The organism is Labrenzia sp. THAF187b (assembly GCF_009363375.1).
Classification (GTDB): domain Bacteria; phylum Pseudomonadota; class Alphaproteobacteria; order Rhizobiales; family Stappiaceae; genus Roseibium; species Roseibium algicola.
Genome location: NZ_CP045344.1, coordinates 5,004,374 through 5,024,224 on the forward strand (window position 1 = coordinate 5,004,374; position 19,851 = coordinate 5,024,224).

At 58.7% G+C, this 19,851-nt stretch carries 19 protein-coding genes; 9 read left to right on the plus strand and 10 right to left on the minus strand.

All coding sequences use genetic code 11. The annotated features are described in order from the left end of the window. Positions 1–14: 14 nt before the first annotated feature. Positions 15–989: a DUF808 domain-containing protein gene (locus tag FIV03_RS22910; protein WP_152511096.1), complete on the plus strand. Its 975-nt coding sequence runs from the start codon at positions 15–17 to the stop codon at positions 987–989. A 64-nt stretch (positions 990–1,053) separates the two neighbouring features. Here FIV03_RS22910 and FIV03_RS22915 read toward each other — a convergent pair whose 3' ends face one another. The 3 genes from FIV03_RS22915 to FIV03_RS22925 all read right to left on the minus strand — a co-directional run bounded on the left by FIV03_RS22915 (position 1,054) and on the right by FIV03_RS22925 (position 2,924). Further along, the gene (locus FIV03_RS22915; RefSeq protein WP_152511097.1) at positions 1,054–1,239 is read right to left on the minus strand and encodes a hypothetical protein; all 186 of its coding nucleotides are present in this window, start codon (positions 1,237–1,239) and stop codon (positions 1,054–1,056) included. Between the two features lie 223 nt (positions 1,240–1,462). Further along, positions 1,463–2,185, minus strand: coding sequence for a type 1 glutamine amidotransferase (locus FIV03_RS22920; RefSeq protein ID WP_152511098.1), 723 nt, complete (start codon positions 2,183–2,185; stop codon positions 1,463–1,465). Between the two features lie 40 nt (positions 2,186–2,225). Further along, complete coding sequence (locus tag FIV03_RS22925) at positions 2,226–2,924, minus strand: GNAT family protein (RefSeq protein WP_152511099.1); 699 nt, start codon at positions 2,922–2,924, stop codon at positions 2,226–2,228. Between the two features lie 232 nt (positions 2,925–3,156). Here FIV03_RS22925 and FIV03_RS22930 point away from each other — a divergent pair, with 232 nt between their 5' ends. From FIV03_RS22930 to FIV03_RS22940, 3 genes are all read left to right on the plus strand, one after another. Beyond that, the gene (locus FIV03_RS22930) at positions 3,157–4,314 is read left to right on the plus strand and encodes an exo-alpha-sialidase (RefSeq protein WP_152511100.1); all 1,158 of its coding nucleotides are present in this window, start codon (positions 3,157–3,159) and stop codon (positions 4,312–4,314) included. Between the two features lie 222 nt (positions 4,315–4,536). Then, the gene (locus FIV03_RS22935; protein ID WP_152511101.1) at positions 4,537–5,931 is read left to right on the plus strand and encodes a PLP-dependent aminotransferase family protein; all 1,395 of its coding nucleotides are present in this window, start codon (positions 4,537–4,539) and stop codon (positions 5,929–5,931) included. Between the two features lie 172 nt (positions 5,932–6,103). Continuing rightward, positions 6,104–6,511 carry a DUF983 domain-containing protein gene (locus FIV03_RS22940; RefSeq protein WP_152511102.1) on the plus strand — a complete coding sequence of 136 codons (408 nt, stop codon included), beginning with the start codon at positions 6,104–6,106 and terminating at the stop codon, positions 6,509–6,511. A gap of 271 nt (positions 6,512–6,782) precedes the next feature. On the opposite strand, the gene FIV03_RS22945 is transcribed toward FIV03_RS22940, so the two are convergent. The 4 genes from FIV03_RS22945 to ndk form a co-directional block, all read right to left on the minus strand. Continuing rightward, a complete protein-coding gene (locus FIV03_RS22945) occupies positions 6,783–8,882 on the minus strand; it encodes a molybdopterin oxidoreductase family protein (RefSeq protein ID WP_152511103.1) in 2,100 nt (699 codons plus the stop codon). Between the two features lie 104 nt (positions 8,883–8,986). Further along, on the minus strand, positions 8,987–9,424 hold the full coding sequence (locus FIV03_RS22950) for an EF-hand domain-containing protein (RefSeq protein WP_152511104.1): 438 nt from the start codon (positions 9,422–9,424) through the stop codon (positions 8,987–8,989). A gap of 83 nt (positions 9,425–9,507) precedes the next feature. Next, a complete protein-coding gene (locus FIV03_RS22955) occupies positions 9,508–10,662 on the minus strand; it encodes a YHYH protein (protein ID WP_152511105.1) in 1,155 nt (384 codons plus the stop codon). A 170-nt stretch (positions 10,663–10,832) separates the two neighbouring features. After that, on the minus strand, positions 10,833–11,255 hold the full coding sequence (gene ndk / locus FIV03_RS22960) for a nucleoside-diphosphate kinase (protein ID WP_031270733.1): 423 nt from the start codon (positions 11,253–11,255) through the stop codon (positions 10,833–10,835). 245 nt (positions 11,256–11,500) lie between these two features. On the opposite strand from ndk, the gene FIV03_RS22965 reads away from it, so the two are divergent. Beyond that, complete coding sequence (locus FIV03_RS22965) at positions 11,501–12,394, plus strand: DUF4344 domain-containing metallopeptidase (protein ID WP_152511106.1); 894 nt, start codon at positions 11,501–11,503, stop codon at positions 12,392–12,394. Here the strand turns inward: FIV03_RS22965 and FIV03_RS22970 are convergent. Beyond that, complete coding sequence (locus FIV03_RS22970; RefSeq protein WP_152511107.1) at positions 12,379–13,407, minus strand: AraC family transcriptional regulator; 1,029 nt, start codon at positions 13,405–13,407, stop codon at positions 12,379–12,381. The genes FIV03_RS22965 and FIV03_RS22970 overlap by 16 nt on opposite strands. A gap of 138 nt (positions 13,408–13,545) precedes the next feature. On the opposite strand from FIV03_RS22970, the gene FIV03_RS22975 reads away from it, so the two are divergent. The 4 genes from FIV03_RS22975 to FIV03_RS22990 all read left to right on the plus strand — a co-directional run bounded on the left by FIV03_RS22975 (position 13,546) and on the right by FIV03_RS22990 (position 18,716). Then, on the plus strand, positions 13,546–14,622 hold the full coding sequence (locus tag FIV03_RS22975; protein ID WP_209009762.1) for a lipoprotein signal peptide: 1,077 nt from the start codon (positions 13,546–13,548) through the stop codon (positions 14,620–14,622). A gap of 111 nt (positions 14,623–14,733) precedes the next feature. Continuing rightward, entirely contained in the window at positions 14,734–16,617 is a 1,884-nt protein-coding gene (locus tag FIV03_RS22980; protein ID WP_152511108.1) for an ABC-F family ATP-binding cassette domain-containing protein, read from the plus strand. Further along, positions 16,617–17,315 (plus strand): HAD family hydrolase, encoded by a 699-nt coding sequence (locus FIV03_RS22985; protein ID WP_023003983.1) that lies wholly within the window; start codon positions 16,617–16,619, stop codon positions 17,313–17,315. The genes FIV03_RS22980 and FIV03_RS22985 overlap by 1 nt, the downstream gene beginning before the upstream one ends. Positions 17,316–17,477: 162 nt before the next feature. Continuing rightward, the gene (locus tag FIV03_RS22990; protein ID WP_152511109.1) at positions 17,478–18,716 is read left to right on the plus strand and encodes a hypothetical protein; all 1,239 of its coding nucleotides are present in this window, start codon (positions 17,478–17,480) and stop codon (positions 18,714–18,716) included. Between the two features lie 25 nt (positions 18,717–18,741). Here the strand turns inward: FIV03_RS22990 and FIV03_RS22995 are convergent, their stop codons facing one another. Further along, on the minus strand, positions 18,742–19,134 hold the full coding sequence (locus FIV03_RS22995; RefSeq protein ID WP_152511110.1) for a rhodanese-like domain-containing protein: 393 nt from the start codon (positions 19,132–19,134) through the stop codon (positions 18,742–18,744). Positions 19,135–19,220: 86 nt separating this feature from the next. After that, positions 19,221–19,673, minus strand: a complete 453-nt coding sequence (locus tag FIV03_RS23000; protein WP_152511111.1) for a DNA polymerase III subunit chi — start codon at positions 19,671–19,673, stop codon at positions 19,221–19,223. Between the last annotated feature and the right edge of the window lie 178 nt (positions 19,674–19,851).

Genomic DNA, 19,851 nt, shown 5'->3' on the forward strand with positions numbered 1-19,851 from the left:
GACCTGGAGCTGCCATGAGCGGATTGCTTGCCCTTCTCGACGACGTTGCCGCAATTGCCAAGATTGCCGCGGCCTCCGCGGATGACGTGATCGGCCAGGCGGCCAAGGCGGGCGCGAAGGCGGCGGGAGCCGTAATCGACGACGCAGCCGTCACTCCGAAATACGTCGCCGGATTTTCCCCTGCACGCGAAATTCCGATCGTCTGGCGGATCGCGAAGGGATCAATAAAGAACAAGCTGATCTTCCTGCTTCCTGCCGGCCTCATACTCAATGAGTTTCTACCAGGTATCATCACACCGTTGCTGATGCTGGGTGGCGCCTACCTGTGTTTTGAGGGGGCGGAAAAGATCTATCACATCTTCAAGCCGCATCATCATGACGCCGACGAGCCGGAAGGCTTCGTTGCCGACCCGTTGCATCTGGAAGAACAGAAGGTTTCCGGCGCCATCAAGACCGACTTCATCCTGTCGGCGGAAATCATGACGATCGCCCTCGCCGAGATTCCAGAAAGCACCATCTGGATGGAAGCCGCCACGCTCGCAGTGGTCGCAATCGGCATCACCGTTCTCGTTTATGGCTCCGTTGCCTTGCTGGTAAAGGCAGACGACTTTGGCCTGATGCTGACGCGCAGAGGCCGCCTGTCGCTGACCCGCGCCATTGGCCACGGCATTGTGAAAGCCATGCCCGGCTTCATGAAACTGCTGATGACAGTTGGCACCGCCGCCATGCTTTGGGTCGGTGGCTCCATCGTGCTGCATGGTATGGACGTTCTGGGCTTCGGTCAGATCTACGGCATCATCCACGACATTGCCCACAACGTCGCTCATTCGGTACAGGTCGCTCAAGGCTTCCTCACATGGGTGGTAACGGCAAGCCTGGACGGTCTGTTCGGCCTTGCACTCGGCATGCTGCTGATCCCGGTCACCAGCAAGGTGATCCTGCCGGTCTGGCGGCTCGTCAGAGGCAAGTCAGCCGCAAAGAGCCACTGACCTTCGAGCGGTTGGCTCGGAAAAACAAAGGCAATCGACAGGAGACAGTCGATTGCCTTTTTCGTCAGAGAGCAAAGCGTAGGATTTTCTGTACACCTACGAGACCGGGACATGTCTGGCCGACAGCCTGCTCCCAATCGCTCAAGGCCAGTTCATACAACGTATAGAAGCCGGAGACCGGACCTTCTGGTTGAGCGAGCGTGAGGTCAGGCGCAACGGTGAGTGCCGTACCGACGAAGCCAGACTTCATGATGACATAGGTATAGCCATGTAGGTGTGGTCATAGAGCACCGACGGATGTCTGGTGCTCTTCCAGGAACGCATTTGATTGAAATGATGTGCGGATCGCAGACCCGCCACGCCCTTGAACACCTGCAAGCGCGAGAAGTTCAATTTGGTGTCTATATCGAAATAAAATTCTACCTACGCGAATTCGAGCATTGCTATTGACCGGGCATGGTTGGCACTGCAGATCAGGCTTCGGCGTTACCTGGCAACAGCATCCCGAGATCTTCGCCCGACAGGAACATTGCAAAGAGATCTGCCGCCTTGTTCGCATCAAGAGGCATGGTCTCGATCCGTTTCGGCAGATCAGCGCGCTGCGTGTCGTTCAAAACATATCCGCGCAGCTTCACAATGCCCGCAAGGTAGTCCGGATCTATTTCCGGATGCGGCTGGCATGTCAGGATCCGGCCAGGCAGATGAAGCCCTGCAATCGGGCAACCTGAACTGCTTGCAACAACTTCAAGCCCCTTGGGCGCCATTGTGACTTGGTCCTGATGCCAGGCATTGAGCACCAGTTTTTCGTGACCGAAACCGCGATATGTTTCCGGTCCGGCGGTAAATCCCCTGGGCGACCTCTCCACCTGGCCACCAAGGGCCTGAGCAATGATCTGGTGACCGAAGCAAACACCGATCAGAGGGCGCTCGCTCTGGTGAATAGCGCGGATAAGATCCTCAAGCTGCGGAATCCAGTCGTGGTCTTCGTAGGCTCCGTGGCGGGACCCGGTTATCAACCAGGAATCCGCTGCTTCCGGCCCATCGGGGAACTGGCCCGCCTCGACATCATAGGTCGTGAAGGAAAACCCGCGACCGGCCAGCAACTGCCGAAAGCATGCATCGTAGTCGCCCAATTCCTGTGCCAGTTCGTCGGGGGCATGCCCGGGCTGCAAGATGCCGATATGTCTGGAGTTCATCGAAAGGTCTCGTCTGGCGAATCCGGCTGGCGCCGATCGCTCATGATTGACCGCTCTTTGCAGCATCCGCAAGACACGCGCCAAGTTTGCGCTTCTGCTCTCCGGATGGCTCGAAATTCTCCGCGGCCAACCAGGCTTCATAGCCCTTTTTCAGCGCCGGCCATTCCTTGTCGATCATGGAGAACCACGCCGTATCGCGATTGAGACCCTTGACGACAAGATGCTGCCGGAAGACGCCCTCCTCGCTGAAACCGAAACGCAAGGCGGCCTGTCTGGACGGAATGTTGTCGTTGTTGCACTTCCATTCGAAACGCCGATAACCGAGATCATCGAACACATATTTCATGAACAGATAGAGGGCTTCGGTCGCCCCGCGTTTGCGAGAGATCAGCGGTCCCCAATAGATATTGCCAATTTCGATGACACCGTTGGCCTCGTCGATCCGCATAAGCGTCTGCCGCCCGGCAACTTTACCGGTTTCCTTGTCCACGATGACAAAAAAGAGCGGATCCTTGCTGGCTGCAGCCTTTTCCACCCACCCACGGAAAGCGGCTTCCGTTTCCGGTGGATACTCAGGCAGCCAGCGGAATTTCTGATCGCCGTCCGGCACATCGGAAGCTTCAAATAGTCCGGACGTGTGACGCACCGGGTCAAGCGGCTCCAGAACAACGTAACGGCCCTCAATCGGCTTGTGCTCCGGCCGGGGACGCGCGGTCCAATGGCTAAGGTCTTCAGGCATGATCATCTCCGGAAAGGCCATGGCTAGCATGTGCCGGCAGTTTGCTACCGGCAGGCTCCCACTGTCTACCGCTTCACTGGTACCGCGAGAAGATCCAGTTCCTCGAGACCAACAGAACCAGTTAGGAGGCTCTTTTCCTTTAGGCCGCATCACGCCGTAAAGGAGTAACGAAGCCCATCTGCAACCAACAAAACTCGTGTTAAGCTCGACCGGTTTCTGGAGGAGGCAAACCATGACTTCGGGCGTAACGGTGCTTGTCGGGACCACCAAGGGAGCGTTCCTGCTGAACGGTGGAAGCGACCGTGGAGGCTGGAAGGTAAAGGGACCTTTCTGCGATGGCTGGCCGATCAATCACGTGATCGGCGATCCGGAAAGCGGCACGATCTGGGCCGGCGGCGGCGGCGAATGGTCCGGCGCGGGCGTCTGGCGTTCTGTCGACGGCGGCGAGACATGGGAGGTCACCCGACTAACCAAAGGGACGCTCGACGACTGGGCAGCCAATGACCCCGAGACGGCCAAGTTTCTGAATTGGACACCTCAGGACCTGCCTTTTGCGGACGACTTTTCGCAAATCTGGTCGCTCGGGTACGCCCACGGCACGCTCTACGCCGGCACCAAGCCCGCAAGATTTCTCGCCAGCCGGGATGGCGGCAAGAGCTTCGCGCATCTGGAAGGGCTCGCCAATCATCCGTCCGCAGACAGCTGGAACCCGGGTGCGGCCGGCCTTGTGCTGCACACGATCGTTTCCGACCCGGACAATCCGGAAAAGCTCTGGATAGGCATTTCTGCCGCAGGCGTTTTCGCCAGCGAAGATGGCGGCATGACCTGGGAGCGACGCAACCGGCTGTCCAACGCGGCCGCCTGTGAGGGACATGATCACCCTGCCTCCCCGCGCGACGGCGAGACCGGCCATTGCGTTCACAACATGATGCGTGCACCTGGCGACAATGACCTGCTTTATCAGCAGAACCACCACGGCGTCTGGCGATCCGCAGACGGCGGGCTCAACTGGGACAACATCACCGACGGCCTGCCCTCCACCTTCGGCTTCCCGATCCGCGTTCATCCGCGAGATCCTGACACCATCTGGACGCTCCCGCTGAACGGAGACACCGAAGGCCGGTTTCCCCCCGGTGCGGCGGCAGCCGTCTGGAAGTCCGAAGACGGTGGCCGAACCTGGCGGGACAAGCGTGAGGGCCTTCCGCAGGAAGCCTGCTTCTTCACGGTTCTGCGTCAGGCGATGGGCGGCGACACACGAGACCCCGCCGGGCTCTACTTCGGCACAAACTCAGGCTCGGTTTTCGCCAGCCTGGATGAAGGTGAAACCTGGCAGGAAATTGCCCGCCATTTGCCGACAGTGCTGGCCGTCGAGGTTCTGGACCGAGGATAAATCCAGCTTACTTCGAGAGGGCCCTGCTGCCAGCTCGCTGCCATGCGTTCGCCACGACCACATCTTTCTGAAAACAAAGACCGTTCAGCACGCGCGCTGTTCGCCAGCCGTCCATTGTTCGCAGGTTCCATTGGGTGCCCCACCCCGAAGCGAATGATTGATGACAATCCGGCACGACCTCTGTATACAGTCAATATCCAGTCAATTTGAAAGCAATTCTTCATGACCGAATGGTGTCCGGACCTTTCCGCCAGCAGTGCTCCGCGCTATGCCGCGATCGCGGACGCCATTGAAGAAGATATTCGCACCGGACGCCTTTCGCCTGGAGACCGGCTTCCTGCGCAGCGCCAGTTGGCAGCCCGGCTCGGGCTTGACTTCACCACCGTTGCACGCGGTTACACCGAAGCCCGCAGGCGTGGCGCTATCTCGTCCATGGTTGGCAGCGGCACATTCGTCACCGGCCCCGACAGCGTGCTGGGCGGCGGCGTTGCAACACGTGATGCCAAGCGGCTGTCACCTCCGGACTTTTCCATGAACCTGCCGCCGGAAGTCAGTGACCCCGGCCTGATTGCCCGTATGAAAGAGGGGCTCGGCGCACTTTCGGCCGACCTCATTCCGCTGCTTCGATATCAGACAATTTCTGAAAAAGATCCGGACCGCCAGGCTGCAGCACGCTGGCTTGCCGGAGTTGGCCTCAAACCCGACCCGGAAGATATTCTGTTTGCTCCCGGCGCTCAGGCAGCCCTTGCCGGCATTCTTGCAACGCTGTGCGAGCCGGGTGACAGGATCGCATGCGAAGCCGTCACCTATCCCGGGATCCGCTCCATCTGCGGACAACTCAGACTGGAGCTTTGTGGCTTGCCGAGCGACGAAGAAGGCATTGATCCGGAGGCCTTTCGCAAAGCCTGTCTCGACGGTCGCCTGAAGGCACTCTACCTCAATCCCACCCTGCACAACCCGACCACTCGCACCCTCTCCGAGCAGCGGCGCCGCGACCTTGCCGCCGTCGCGCAGCGCCACGGCGTGCCGATCCTGGAGGATGATCCCTACGGCCAGCTCAGCCGCAAGCAGGTCCCGCCGATAGCCGCTCTTGCTCCGGACATCACCTGGTACCTCGGCTCTCTTTCGAAAAGCGTTGGAGCCGGTCTCCGGCTGGCCCACGTCCTTGCCCCGGACCGGAGCGCTGCATGGCAGTTCGCTCGTTCACAGCGCACGTCCAGCGTCATGATTTCCCCGCTCACGACAGCCCTGGCCACGCGCTGGATCGAAGACGGCACTGCCAGAGCCCTGCTTCGGCACATCCGAAGCGAAAGCGCGGCCCGGCAGGACCTGGCCGCCCGCTATCTGAAAAGCCAGAAGTTTGAAGCCGACCCTGACGGATTTCATATCTGGCTTGCCTTGCCGGAAGGCTGGTCTCGTCCGGCCTTTGTCAGCCAGATGAGGAACCAGGCTGTCGGCGTTGTGGAAAGCGACGCCTTCACGATCGCCGGAAAGGCGGATGAATCCGTGAGGCTCTGCCTGGGCGGACCACATGATCGCGGTCAGATCGATAGCGCGTTCAGGGTCATTTCCGAGGCATTGGCGTCAACGCCGGACAAAACCTCCACCTACTTCTGAACGAAAAGGAAAAGACTGCACACATACGTCTGCCAATCTGCCGCAGGCGATTGGCTTGCCATGCAAACAATTTGCTTTATCTTTGACTGCAAACATATCCATTCATTCAAATATTGACTGGATTAACGTCTCCGGCTCGAACCGGAAGACCTCTCGCAGGAAAAGGTGTTCCATGACCACTCCACAAAGCTGGCCGCAAATTCCGCCGATCCGCACCGGCATCAAGGGCCGCTGCCCGCGTTGCGGCGAAGGCTCCATCTTCGACGGCTTCCTGAAGCTGAAGCCCAAATGCGACCACTGCGGACTTGATTACAGCTTTGCCGACCCTGCGGACGGACCTGCGTTTTTCGTGATCTGCTTCGGCTGCATTCCCGCAGTCGCCTTTGCGATCTGGCTCGAAATCGCCTTCACCGCTCCCTACTGGGTGCATCTGGTAACGACCCTGCCGCTGATCCTGGTGACCTGCATTCCTATGCTGCGACCGCTCAAGGGCTGGCTGGTCTCAAGCCAGTATTTCTACAAGGCGGAAGAAGGCAAGCTGGCCACACCCGTTTCCCAATCCTCGGAAAGCCAGGCCTGACGTTCGGAAGCCCCAAGCCGGACCCATGACCAGACTTTCCCGAGGCAGGCGGTGACATCGGACGGGCGATGCACCGCCTTTTCTTTTCTGAATTTGAGAGGCTATGGAGCAAGTGGCCCATCCTCCGAGACGGTGCTTCGCACCTCCTCAGAATGAGGATGAGTGTGTTGCTCTGCTTGTGCCTGAATGCACGTCCGCCTCATCCTGAGGAGAGAGTTCGCTCGCATCTCGAAGGATGGGCCGCTATTACCTTACAAACCGGCAGTCAGCGTCAGACGGCCCTCACCCACACGGCCGTGTCGTGAAACGCCGCGCCGCCATAGGGCGCCACTGGGTCGGCCCCGGTGAGCGTGTTGATGCCGCGGCCGTCCTCGAATGCATCGTTCGGCCAGATCCCCTCCGAAATCACGGTTCCAGGCGCGACGGTCGCAACATATCGCGCATGAAGTGTCACGACACCGCGCCGGTTGCCCATCTTCACCTTGGCACCGTCTTCGATGCCGAAACGCTCTGCCTCTTCCGGACGCAACCAGACCTCCGGTCGGCCTTCCTTCTTCTTCGAGCTGTCGGTCTCGTTGAACGTGGAATTCAGGAAAGAGCGAGCTGGCGATGTCACCAGTCGGAACGGATGCTGCTCGTCGGCAAGTTCGATGCTGTCCCATTGATCCGGCAACTCCGGCATCGTCTGCCAGGGGCCGAAAATCGTGCCGTCTTCCGGCTTGTTGGGAGCAGACGAACGCCCCCAGTCAGCCTTGAAGTGGAACTTGCCGTCTGCGTGACCGAAACCGTTGAGATAGTGCGCCGTTTCGAAATCAGGCTGCAGATCGATCCACTTTCCAGCTTGAAGGTCTGTGAGCGTTCCATAGTTGGAATTGCGCAACAGCCAGTCGATATGGTCGCGCGCGCTCATATCGAATCCGGGATGAGATTTTGAGTCAACGCGCCTGGCGATCTCGTTGATAACAAATATATTTTCCCTAGGACCTTCCGGCGGCTCAACAGCTTTGGGACCCAGCATCAGATACTGGTGTCCGCCGCCTTTATAAAGGTCGTCATGTTCCAGAAACTGGGTTGCCGGCAGCACAATGTCTGCCATCTGCGCGGTCTCTGTCATGAAATGCTCATGGACAACGGTGAAGAGGTCCTCGCGAGCGAACCCCTGCTTTATCAGGTCCTGCTCAGGTGCCACGGAAACCGGGTTGGTATTCTGAATCAGCATCGCCTTCACAGGCGGACCACCAAGCAACGCCGCCTCGTCGCCGGTCAGAATCCGGCCGACAAGGCTCTGGTCGAGGGCACGCACGGCCGGGTCCTTCAGCGAACCGGCTTCGATCATTTCCTTGTTGAGCTGATAGATCGCACCGTTGTTGTGGAAGGCGCCGCCGCCCTCTTCCTTCCAGCAGCCGGTGACAGCGGCAATGGAACTGGCAGCATGCATGCCAACGGCGCCATTGCGGGACCGGGTGAAGCCGTAGCCGAGCCGGAAATAGGTTTTCTTGACCGAACCGATCAGCTGCGCCAGCTCCTCGATCCTTGAGACATCCAGCCCCGTGATCGAAGCAGCCCACTCCGGTGTCTTCGTTTTCAGATGCGCTTCCAGCTCGGCTGGACAATCCGTGTAGGTTTCCAGGTAGTCCCGGTCGGCATGGCCGTCGCGGAAGAGCACATGCATGACAGCGCAGGCAAGCGCGGCATCCGTGCCGGGTTTCAGGATGATACCGATGTCCGCCTGCTTCATCGTCTCGGTCTCATAGACGTCAACAACAATAATGCGCGCGCCACGTTTCTTGCGGGCGGCAATGGCATGGGTCATCACATTGACCTGGGTCGCAACCGGATTTGTGCCCCAGATGACGATCTGGTCGGAAACCGCCATTTCACGCGGATCGGGTCCGGCCAACTTGCCGGTGCCGGCGACATAGCCTGTCCAGGCCATGTTGGTGCAGAAGCTGTCGAACTGACGTGAGTAGCCCTTGGTATGACGCAGGCGGTGGATACTGTCCCGCTGTACCATCCCCATCGTACCGGCATAGTGATAGGGCCAGACGCTTTCGGCTCCGAATTCGGCTTCGGCAGCCAGGAACTTTTCGGCGATCAGATCCAGCGCCGCATCCCAGGAGATTTCCTCGAAACGGCCTTCACCTTTCTTGCCGGTGCGCCGCAGCGGCTTCAATAGCCGGTCCGGGTGGTAAAGCCGTTCGGGATAACGCGCGACCTTGGCGCAGATAACGCCTGCGGTATAGGCATTGTCCTTGGCACCATTCAGCCGGCGAACGTCGCCATGCGGATAAAAATGCACCTCCAGCGCGCAGGTCGACGGACAATCGTGCGGACAGGCGGAAAAGGTGCTCTTGGGCGGCTGCTGGGTCATGATGCCTTACTGAATTCCTCGAACATGAGCCCGGCAAGGTTCCCCCAGCGCGGCCACCTGTCAAGTCGGATGGCCGCTTTTACCCATTATCCGGGTGGTTCGTTTCACCCGCGTGGGCCGAAATCCGCAACTGTGACGACCCCGTCGCCGTTGCGGTCGATCAATTCGATCCAGGAGGCTGCGTTGTCGAGAAACTCAGCTTCGGAAACCTTGCCGTCGCCGTCGGTGTCATTGACTTCAAGGCGCATGCCGTTTGCCGGGTTTCTTGCACCTTTCCCCATTCCCTTGGGCTCATTCTTTGCCTGATCCTGGGCCCTTGCCTCATCGAAGAGGACATATTCTTCCGCATCCAGAAAACCATCGTCGTTGGCGTCGAAACTGGCAAAGACATTGCCGCGCCGTTCCCGCGCTTCTTCAGTGGTCACTGCACCGTCACCATTCAGATCCCAGTTTTCGATGAAATGCGCCCCAGGCCCTTCTGCGGCAAAACATGTGCCGACGGTTGCCAGAATGAGGGCAGCTCCGAGCGTGATCGATTTCATGTGACTTCCTTTCTTTCCAAGTTTCGAATTTTTGAATGTTTCATTTCCAAAAAAAGTGCGTGGTTGTCACGCACTTTTTCCGTTCAGCTGCCGCTGCAGGGAGACCTCCCCCCACGCCCGGCTTCCGGCCTTCCGCCGGGTGGAGGACCTCCGTTGCGCGGGCCAAAGCCTGGTCCGTGGCCGGACCCAAGGCCCGGGGGCGGTGGGCGACCTCCATGCAGAAAACGTGGCGGGTGTCCGCCCTGCGCCTGAACAAGCGCGACGGCAGCCTCGCGATTGTCCGACAGCGCCGCAAAATCGACCGTGGGAAGATCGCTCTCGTTCTGGATCTCGCCTCTCATACCACCGCGCTTCAAGCGCATGAAGCTGCTGTCGGGGGTGCCCATCCAACAGCGCGGAATGAAAGGAAATGCATCTGTCAGCACATAGTGATACGTGCCGTCCGGATATTCCGGCGTTACCGCAAAACGCCCGTTGCACTGGTCAAGATCGCCGGCGCCGGCAACATAGGCCCAATCCTGTGTGAACTTGCCGTTGTAGCGCCCGCCCGGCCCGCCCGGTCCGCCCGGCCGATTGCCTTTCTTCACCCTGTAGCTGCTGTTCAGCTTCTTGAGACCCGAATTCCGCTTTGGGTCGGAATAGCCGTAAGGGCCGTAGATGGGAAAGCCGTCCGCGGCAAACCCCAACAAGGCGGGCACTGACCTGCCATCCTTGGAGGTCATGACGCCGGTCGGAATGCCATGATAATGGTAGGTGCCATCCGGTTGGACATGGGCGTTGTACCGGTCAAGGCCCAGCTTGCAAGCACCGCCCAGCGCTTCGTAGTTCCATCCCGACCGCCGGTCGTTTTGCCAGAACTCCGCCGTGCCAGGGTCCATGACCACACCGTTTACCGCAATGCCAAAAACCGCCCCCTGCGCCCTGGTTGCGCTGGAGTTCTTGTGCGGCACCAGAGGGACCTTCAGATTGTAGTTCTTTTTCGAAATGGAATGCGGGTTCCCGCGGTTGGGAAATTTTCCGGGTGGTTTCACCGGATAGCCGTCGGCATGAATATGGCGATAGTTGCTGTCGACTGAAATGTCTGCCGACGCTTCGGCCTTCGGCAGCAAGAGGTTCCAGATTTCCTCCATAACATGCGTCTGCTCGACGGCTTGTTCACCTTCCAGTGGCGCCATGCTGTCATGCGCGGCAACCGGTGCTGCAATCAGCACTCCGGCCAGCGCTATGGATATGCGCATCGCTCTCTCCCGATCTCTTCGCCCACGAATTGAGTATGAGGCCTTTGGAAGCAGAACGCTGTCAGACAATCGCATCAAAGTGTAACGCGATGTAACGGCTGGGAAGTGGCACAAACAGAAAAAGCCGGCCCCGACGGGACCGGCTTTTCAGTCAACTCATTGTCCGCAGGTTAGCCGACGAGTTCAACACCGGAGAACCAGAACGCGATTTCTTCAGCAGCGGTTTCAGCTGCATCGGAACCGTGTACGGAGTTTTCGCCGATGGACAGGGCATAGGACTTGCGGATCGTGCCTTCTGCAGCGTCAGCCGGGTTGGTTGCACCCATGACTTCACGGTTCTTGGCAATGGCATTTTCACCTTCCAGAACCTGAACGACGGTCGGGCCAGAGGACATGAATTCGGTCAGTTCGCCGAAGAACGGACGTTCCTTGTGAACCGCATAGAAAGCTTCAGCTTCGCGCAGGGACATCCAAACGCGCTTGGAAGCAACGACGCGCAGGCCGGCTTCTTCAAGCTTGGCGGTGATGGCACCGGTCAGGTTGCGCTTGGTGGCGTCCGGCTTGATCATGGAAAACGTGCGTTCAATCGCCATGGTTTCATCTTTCTCGTTTCAGCAGCGGGCCGGCGGAGTGCCGGTTCCGGATTTTTTAAAATTTCGCGGCCTTAATAACGGGGTGCCGTCACGCCCGCAAGGGGGCCGGGTCATGACATTTTGATGTCGGTAACCGGTTTGTGTCTCAATATGGTGCTGGCCAACATACGAACGGCTGCCTAGTCTGCGCGCAAATGCAAAGGTCGAGCGGACGGTTTGCGGCGCTCCTCTTCGGGAATGACACCATGGTCGAACTCTTCGCCATCCTGCCGACGCTGCTTTATGCGGCCGTCGCATCGCTCTGGCTCAGCCTTGCCGCGCCTTCGGTGGCGGCCAATACACATGAGACCGAAAGCCCGCAAACTTTCCCCACTTTGGCAGGGCAACTTGCCGCCCTTTCGCCGGAACAGCTGGAAGAGCTCTTCGTTTTCGTTGCGGGCAACACGCTGTTCACGCTCTACCACGAGAGCGGACATATGCTTGTCTCGGAACTGGAACTTCCCGTCCTGGCCCAGGAAGAAGATGCCGTCGACAATCTGGCCACCGTTTCCATGCTCGGTGCGGACACCGACGACATGGATGTTTATCTCACACAGGCGATGATCGGTTGGTTCCTGATTGCCGAGGAAGACTACGACGACCTGGTTTTCTACGATGAGCACGATCTGGACCAGCAACGCGGCTACAAGATGCTGTGCCTGATGGTAGGGGCCGACGAAGACGCTTTTCTGGATCTTGCCAGAGACCTGGAGTTGCCGGAGGAGCGGATCGAAAGTTGCGCCTTCGACTATGAACAGGCCTCGGCTTCGTGGGAAATCGTGACCGATCCTTATCTGAGGGACAGCGATACGCCCGGGGGCAAGATCAAGGTCGTCCACGATCCGGCAACAAGAGACCTGGAAGCCATGGCCGTTTTCCTGAAGGAAAGCGGACTGGTGGAGATGGTCGCCAAGGAATTCGACACTTTCTACGAGCTGCCGAAGACAGTCACCTTCCGCTCGACCGCCTGCGGCGAGGAAAACGCCTTCTGGGATCCGCAGACGCGGGAAGTGATCCTCTGCCATGAACTTCTCGCCGGTCTGGCCGAGATCTATCTGAGTGTTCCGGAAGAAGATGAAAAAGCTCAGAGCGAGGACTGAGCATTCTTGCGATAAGCGCCTGGCGCTTCGCCATATGCCTTCTGGAATTCCCTGTAGAAGTTCGAACGGGTCAAAAAGCCGGCCTGCTCCTGTATCCGGCCGACAGGTTCATCCGTCGTGACCAGCAGTCGTTCCGCTTCCGCGAGGCGGACCAGATTGACAAACTGGCTGACATTGACGCCTTCAACTGCGTTGACAGCTCTGGATAGATCCCGATCAGGAACCCCGACCCGCCGGGCCAGCCGCGTAAGTGTGAGCGATGGATCCCGGAAGAACTCCTGGTCAACCAGAACCTCTCGGGCAACATCGACAATCTCTACCCGCTGCGCGTCATTTCCAACGCTCTCTTCAACCTTTGCCCTTGACTGCCCGAAGCGGGCACCCAGAACACCTAAGGCTGCTCCGACTGCGAGGACCAGAAAGAACAGGCTTGCCAGCGAAATCGCAAGCGCGGCAGCAACCTCGCTTTGCTGCGCGAAGAGGTAAGCGACAAAGGCGTCGATCAGCAGTGTTGCCAGCATGATCAATATGGAAAAGCCGAGCAGATTGCGAAGCAGACCACTCTTGTTCGTCGGAGCTTGGCAAAACACATCCGGCCCCTGGCTCCAGAGCCTTGCAAGCGCAAGCGCATAGACCGCGTAGCTTGCGCCGATCAGCCCATCGACGTAACCGGCAACCGGCACAGGCAAATGCATTGCAACTGTCACGATGGCAGCCGCACCAAAATTCAATGCCACGAGTTGCCGGGTTCTTTCCCCCGAAACAGTCAGCGAGACGAAAGCCAGATAAACGGACGGTGCTATCCACACCGGCAACACCCTTTGCACGGTCAGGATTTCGACAACCCCGAAGGCGAAGCGCGCGCCCACGAGGGCAGCTTCCAGCGTCAGCAGACCGAAGAGCCAAACGAACAGCCCTCTCGCGACAGGCGGCAACGAGCGCCAGTTCAGTGCAGCGATGCCGAGTGACAGGAAGACAGCTGCGAGCAGAAAGGAGACGGGAATGCTGATCATGACCGGTAGGCGTTGAGAGGCAGTTTGAACGTCCTGTCCTTTATCACGATTGAGGACAGGACCGGGAGCCTGCGGCGATTGTCAACAGATCTGCCCGCGGACATTTGAAGGGCATCGCAACTTTCAGATGGATTTCCCATGTCTCCTCACCTCGCCGAACGGCACTCTTACACGCGCGCATTCCTGAGCGCAGCAATCCTTGTTGCAGGCCTCATCTACCCGGTCTTTTCACAGGCACAGGACACTTCAGCCCTCCCCTATGGTCCTGGTGTAACCAGTCTGACAGTCGAGGACGATCGGCAGGATCGTCCTCTAGCCGGAGGTCTCTGGTATCCGACACAGACACCTGAGCTCTACAGCCAGGCAGACAAGAGCAAGGTCTGGCAGATGGCTGCTGCCGATCCAGACGGCAAACCAGCGGACGGACGTTTCCCGCTGCTTGTCCTTTCACATGGAATGTATGGCAACACGTTCAATCAGGCCTGGCTGGGTTCAGAGTTGTCGCGACGCGGTTACCTGGTCGCCATGATCAATCATCCGGGAACCAGTACGTTCCTGCGTGATCCGGATCAGGCACGCGAACTCTGGGATCGACCGGTGGATCTGTCGAGGGTGATCACTTTCCTGCTGGAAGACGAGGCAACTTCAAGGCGGATCGACCCGGACCGCATCTACGCGGCGGGGCATTCTCTTGGCGGGTACACCGTGATGCTGTTGGCAGGTGCCAGGTTTGACACTGAACGGCAAACGGCAACCTGCACTGGCGAAAACCAGCCGGTGGTGTGCGGAGTTTTCGCAGGATGGTCCGTTGCCGAGACCGCAGCCGACAGGAAACAGATATCCGTTTCGCGCAAGGATAGCCGCGTCAGGAAGGTTATCAGCATGGACCTCGGTGGCACGCCCCTGTTTTCAGAAGAAAGTCTTCACGCAATAGACATTCCGGTCCTGGTCCTGGGTTCAGAACGTGCGGATATGCTGAACCAGGAAGTCGAATCCCGCGCTCTTGCGGCCGCCTTACCTGCAAACATGGTGCACCATCTTGAACTGGAAGATGCCGGGCATTTCGACTTCATGGGCGTGTGCAAACCGAAGGCCTTCGAAATCCTGAAGGAAGAAGAGCCCGGCGATGAAATTGTTTGTGTCAAAGGTTCCCGGGAGCGCGAGCAGCAACACAGGCGGATAGTCGCCGAGATCCTCGATTTCCTGGAACCTTGATCTTCAAACCGGCGGGCCAACGGTGCAGCGATGCCACAGCCCGCCACCGGATCGTCCCAAGAACAGCTTTCCACTTGCATCCGCATGGGCGCTCCGCCAAACATCCGCCTCATGTTGCAGATTACGGACCTTACATATCGGATCGGAGACCGCCTCCTGATCGACAGAGCCAGCGTTACGCTTCCCGGCAAGGCCAAGACAGGTCTTGTCGGTCGAAACGGTGCGGGCAAATCAACGCTGTTCAAGATCATCACCGGGGATCTTTCCACCGAGACAGGCTCAGTGCAGATCCCGAAGCGCGCGCGCATCGGTCAGGTCGCACAGGAAGCCCCGGGGACGGAAGAAACCCTGATGGAAGTGGTGCTGGCCGCGGACAAGGAACGCAGCCAGCTGCTGGCAGAAGCCGAAACACAGACAGACCCGGCCCGGATTGCGGAGATCCACACCCGGCTCGCCGACATCGGCGCCCACACGGCTGAAGCCAGGGCAGGCTCGATCCTGTCCGGCCTTGGCTTTGATGCCGCCGCGCAGCAAAGGCCGTGTTCGTCGTTTTCGGGCGGATGGCGCATGCGCGTTGCCCTGGCTGCGGTTCTTTTTTCCGAACCCGACCTTCTTCTGCTCGACGAGCCGACGAACTATCTCGATCTTGAAGGCACGATGTGGCTGGAAAACTATGTTGCCCGCTACCCGCATCAGGTGCTTCTGATCTCCCACGACAGAGACCTTCTGAACAAGGCTGTCGACAGCATCGTCCATCTCGACCGGGGCAAGATGACCTACTACTCCGGTGGCTATGACAGTTTCGACAGGCAACGGCGCGAAGCGATGATCCTTGCCGAAAAGGCAAAGGAAAAGCAGGACGCCCAGCGCAAGCACATGCAAACGTTTGTCGACCGGTTCCGCTACAAGGCCAGCAAGGCCCGGCAGGCGCAGTCACGCCTGAAAATGCTTGAAAAGATGCAGCCGATTGCCGCCCTCACGGATGAGAGCAGCAAGCCGATCCATTTCCCCGATCCGGACAGCCAGCTGGCACCGCCCATCCTGAAACTCGAGGGTGTGACAACGGGCTATGGCGATACCAGGATCCTGTCGCGTCTGACGCTGAATATCGACACCGATGACCGGATTGCGCTGCTGGGCGCCAACGGCAACGGCAAGTCGACATTCGCCAAGCTGATTTCCGGACGCCTTGGCGCCATGGATGGTGAGATCACCAAGGCGTCGAAGCTGAAAATCGCCTTCTTCGCGCAGCACCAGCTTGACGAGCTCAAGCCCGCTGAAAGCGCCGTTGCGCATGTGCGTGCCCTCATGCTGGATGCCCCGGAGGCAAAGGTTCGGGCTCGTGTCGCACGCATGGGGCTTCCGACCGATCGGATGGACACGCCCGCGAAAGACCTGTCTGGTGGTGAAAAAGCCCGCCTCCTCCTGGGGCTGGCGACATTTGACGGTCCGCATCTGCTGATCCTCGATGAACCGACCAACCACCTCGACATCGACAGCCGTGAAGCGCTCGTGATGGCGTTGAACGACTTTCAGGGAGCCGTCGTGCTGATCAGCCACGACAGGCATCTCGTCGAGGCTTGCGCCGACCGGCTTTGGCTGGTGGCAGGCGGCAAGGTGGAACCCTATGACGGCGACATGGAAGACTATCGCCGACTGATCCTGCAGGGCCCTGAAGCGGTTCAGAAAGCCCGTGACAAGGCCGCTGCGGAAGCTGACAAGGCAAATGCGCAAGAAAAACGCCGCGATGCTGCCGTTAAACGCGAACTTCTGAAGCCGCTCAGACAGAAGATCGATGCCGCTGAAAAGGAAATGAAGCGCCTGCAGGAGAAGATCATCAAGCTGGATGAAGCCCTTGCCGATCCTGAATTCTTCACGAGGGAACCGGAACGGGCTGCGAAATTCGCCAAGGAACGGGCCTTCTGCGAGAAGAAGCTGATCAATACCGAAGAGGAATGGCTGGAGCTTTCCGCCGAATTCGAGGAGGCTTCCTGATGGCCAAGATCACGACACTCGGCTTCGACGCAGACGATACGCTCTGGCACAACGAACGGGTGTTCAGGCTGACGGAAGAACGGTTCGCCTCATTGCTCGGCGACTACACCGACAAGGATCACCTGGCCGAGCGGCTGCTGGCTGCGGAAAAACGCAATGTCCTGCACTACGGCTACGGCGTTAAGGGCTTTACCCTTTCCATGATCGAGACAGCGATCGAGGTCACCGACAGGCAGGTGCCTGCCGATGTCATCGCCGAAATTCTGGAAGCCGGGCGAGAGATGATGTCCCATCCCGTCGAGCCTCTCCCTTACGTCGAAGAAACGCTGAAAAAGGTGAAGGCGTCATTCAAGCTGGTCCTGATCACCAAGGGGGACCTTTTCGACCAGGAACGCAAGGTGACGGCCTCCGGCCTCGATGTCTATTTCGACGCAATCGAGATTGTCTCGGAAAAGACCGACGAGACATACCGCTCACTGTTTTCGCGTCACGGCAGCGGCCCGGGTGAAGCGCTCATGATCGGCAATTCACTGAAATCGGACATCCTGCCGGCGCTGGACGCAGGAGCATACGGTGCTCACGTGCCCTATGACCTGACCTGGGCACTGGAAGAGGCGGACGAGCCACGTGGCCATGACCGTTTTTACCGATTGGACCACATCGGCAAGGTTCCGCAGCTGCTCGCTCGCCTGAGTTGAATAGTGGTGTTACGGCCGAAAAATTCCTGTCGGAAGTGAAACCAATTAAAGTCTGACGGGTTGTCGTAAGTGAACATTCAGACACTGCGGGCACGTTTGCGGAGTTACCGCGGGCGTTTTCGCAAAGCTCGATTTTTCGCACGCTTCAGACCAGGATACGTAATGTCTCTCTCCAGAACCGTCACCTTATTTCTCGGCGCAACCGCGCTCGTCGTTGCCCCTTCCCTGTCGCCGGATGTGCCTTCACTTTCCTTCCAAGTGGACAAGGCGTTCGCCAAGAATGGCAACGGAAACGGCAATGGTGGTGGCGGCGGCGGAAATTCCGGCGGCAATGGTGGCGGAAACAAGGGCAATTCCGGCAACAAGGGCAATAGCGGTAACTCCAACCGCGGCGGTAACTCCGCTTCCAACGGCAACGGCAACAAGGGCCTTGGGATCTTCAACCGCGGCAATGGTTCCAAGCAGGCCAAGTCGAACAGCGGCAACGGAAATGGAAAAGGCCTCGGTGGCTTTCTGAATTCCGTATTCGGAACCGAAAATTCAAGGAACTCCGGCAAGCGTCAGACCGCCTCCAGAGGCAACAGCGGCACCGCGAGCCACCGGCTTCCAAAGGCTGAACGCGCGACACTGGCAAGCATTGCCGTGACCCCGCAGGCAAGCCCTGCAGGCAAACCGAAGAACTTCAATGCAAAGCTTGGTCGGTTGAATTCCCTCAATCGCAATTACCACGCCTATATCAATTCCAACGACCCGCATCTGGCGGCCATCCAGGCCTATATAAATGACAGCCTTGCCTTCGAGCGGCTTTCCGCAGATCTGCAAGGCCTCGAACAGGACCTCCTGACCGCGCGCACGCTGTTCGACGGGTTGCTTCAGGACGTGGACAGCTATGACGGCTTCGCCTACGAAGGTCTGACCTCGCAACAGCTCGAAGACCGGCTTGCCGAACTTGAAAGCCTTGATACGGCTGAATTGTCAGATGACGAGCTGACCGCTCTTGAAACCGAAAGACTGGCGCTTGAAACTGCTCTTCAGAGCGACGCCTATTCGGATTTCAAAACGGCTGAAACCAACTACGAAACGGAAAAGACCGGCCTGGATGGGCTGGCCGCTGATGTTTCTGACGAAGCGCTGGAAGAAGCACTTCTGGCGATGGCAAACGAGAATCGCGTTCGGGAATATGGCGACGACTACGTCGACGAGGAAATGCTCGACTGGGCCAAGCAGGTTCTCGGGGTCGGCGATTACGACGGCAAGATCGATGAAATCCGCGAAGCAACCGAGACCCCGGACGACGGAACGGACCCGATTGATCCCGAAGAAACCGCCGTCAACGACGATGGAACGGACGGCTCAGACGCCGATCCGGATGAACTGCGCCTGATCTCGACGTCCAACTAGCATCAATCCGGCGGGGCGGTCTGCTTCAGTCCTTTTGCTCGACAGGACCGCCCTTCTCAACCCAGTCTGCAAACCCATCTGTCAGATGGGCAGCTTCAAAGCCCATATCCTGAAGCGTCGCGACAGTGAGTGCAGAGCGCCACCCTGCGGCGCAATGGAAGATGAAGCGTTTTTCCTGCGAGAAGACCTCCTTGTGATAGGGGCTATCCGGATCCACCCAGAACTCGATCATGCCGCGCGGGCAATGAATGCTGCCCGGAATGAACCCGAGCTTCTGACGTTCACGCACGTCTCGCAGGTCTACGAACACCACATCCGGATCTCCTACCAGGGCGATGGCGGCGTCGGTGTCGACTTCCTCGATCCGCGCCTTGGCTTTGGCGACCATGTCGGCCGATGACATCTTCAGCTTCTTCATGAGGCTTTCCTCCATTATCGGCATCGCGCACCGGTGCGCGTCTCACTTTTCAAAGACTGCTCGCCCGTCGCAGGGTCTGTGCCGGCCTAGGCCTTGCGTTCCCAACCGCCTGCTTCGGTCTGTTGCCAGTAAGCGATTTCAAACCCTTCCGCCTTGGCTTCCTGCCAGCGATTGCGCGCCTCCTGAACAGCCTCGGTATCGTTGCCGTCAAACATGTAGATCGCCCGCTTGTAGGCGGTCAGCGGGGGCGGCGCTGCCCTGTCTACCAGGAAGCGCACGTCGGCTTCGTTCGGATTATCCTGTTCGGACGTGAGATATATCGGCTGATGTTCAGCGTAACCGTCTGCCTTGGTGCCGTGTGGCAGAAAACCGTCGTCGGTAAAGGTCCACAAATGGGCATCAAGGGCGCTGCATCGCTCCTCGGTTCCCGTCTGAACGACAACTTTCCAGTCCCGTTCCAGACACTTTTGCAAAAGCTGCGGCAGAGCCATCTCCAGCGGCTTGTGCAAAAGGTGATAAAATACAACTTCAACGCTCATGCCGGACCCTGTCTAGACACATCCTTGTACCTTCGCTTTCCGTTTTCCACCGCCATGCCGGAATGTGGTGCAGGCCTGCAACACTCGACTGTTCAAATTCCCCCGACGGCAAACATGACATGGACAGGCCATAAGACTCGTATCATTAACCCTTCGAAAATGTCGATTGGCTAGGGTT

What these genes read in the sequence shown, in the direction of transcription:
- FIV03_RS22910 (WP_152511096.1), top strand. Translation starts at nt 15, where the DNA reads ATGAGCGGATTGCTTGCCCTTCTCGACGACGTTGCCGCAATTGCCAAG.
- FIV03_RS22915 (WP_152511097.1), bottom strand. Translation starts at nt 1,239, where the DNA reads ATGAAGTCTGGCTTCGTCGGTACGGCACTCACCGTTGCGCCTGACCTC.
- FIV03_RS22920 (WP_152511098.1), bottom strand. Translation starts at nt 2,185, where the DNA reads ATGAACTCCAGACATATCGGCATCTTGCAGCCCGGGCATGCCCCCGAC.
- FIV03_RS22925 (WP_152511099.1), bottom strand. Translation starts at nt 2,924, where the DNA reads ATGCCTGAAGACCTTAGCCATTGGACCGCGCGTCCCCGGCCGGAGCAC.
- FIV03_RS22930 (WP_152511100.1), top strand. Translation starts at nt 3,157, where the DNA reads ATGACTTCGGGCGTAACGGTGCTTGTCGGGACCACCAAGGGAGCGTTC.
- FIV03_RS22935 (WP_152511101.1), top strand. Translation starts at nt 4,537, where the DNA reads ATGACCGAATGGTGTCCGGACCTTTCCGCCAGCAGTGCTCCGCGCTAT.
- FIV03_RS22940 (WP_152511102.1), top strand. Translation starts at nt 6,104, where the DNA reads ATGACCACTCCACAAAGCTGGCCGCAAATTCCGCCGATCCGCACCGGC.
- FIV03_RS22945 (WP_152511103.1), bottom strand. Translation starts at nt 8,882, where the DNA reads ATGACCCAGCAGCCGCCCAAGAGCACCTTTTCCGCCTGTCCGCACGAT.
- FIV03_RS22950 (WP_152511104.1), bottom strand. Translation starts at nt 9,424, where the DNA reads ATGAAATCGATCACGCTCGGAGCTGCCCTCATTCTGGCAACCGTCGGC.
- FIV03_RS22955 (WP_152511105.1), bottom strand. Translation starts at nt 10,662, where the DNA reads ATGCGCATATCCATAGCGCTGGCCGGAGTGCTGATTGCAGCACCGGTT.
- ndk (WP_031270733.1), bottom strand. Translation starts at nt 11,255, where the DNA reads ATGGCGATTGAACGCACGTTTTCCATGATCAAGCCGGACGCCACCAAG.
- FIV03_RS22965 (WP_152511106.1), top strand. Translation starts at nt 11,501, where the DNA reads ATGGTCGAACTCTTCGCCATCCTGCCGACGCTGCTTTATGCGGCCGTC.
- FIV03_RS22970 (WP_152511107.1), bottom strand. Translation starts at nt 13,407, where the DNA reads ATGATCAGCATTCCCGTCTCCTTTCTGCTCGCAGCTGTCTTCCTGTCA.
- FIV03_RS22975 (WP_209009762.1), top strand. Translation starts at nt 13,546, where the DNA reads ATGTCTCCTCACCTCGCCGAACGGCACTCTTACACGCGCGCATTCCTG.
- FIV03_RS22980 (WP_152511108.1), top strand. Translation starts at nt 14,734, where the DNA reads ATGTTGCAGATTACGGACCTTACATATCGGATCGGAGACCGCCTCCTG.
- FIV03_RS22985 (WP_023003983.1), top strand. Translation starts at nt 16,617, where the DNA reads ATGGCCAAGATCACGACACTCGGCTTCGACGCAGACGATACGCTCTGG.
- FIV03_RS22990 (WP_152511109.1), top strand. Translation starts at nt 17,478, where the DNA reads ATGTCTCTCTCCAGAACCGTCACCTTATTTCTCGGCGCAACCGCGCTC.
- FIV03_RS22995 (WP_152511110.1), bottom strand. Translation starts at nt 19,134, where the DNA reads ATGAAGAAGCTGAAGATGTCATCGGCCGACATGGTCGCCAAAGCCAAG.
- FIV03_RS23000 (WP_152511111.1), bottom strand. Translation starts at nt 19,673, where the DNA reads ATGAGCGTTGAAGTTGTATTTTATCACCTTTTGCACAAGCCGCTGGAG.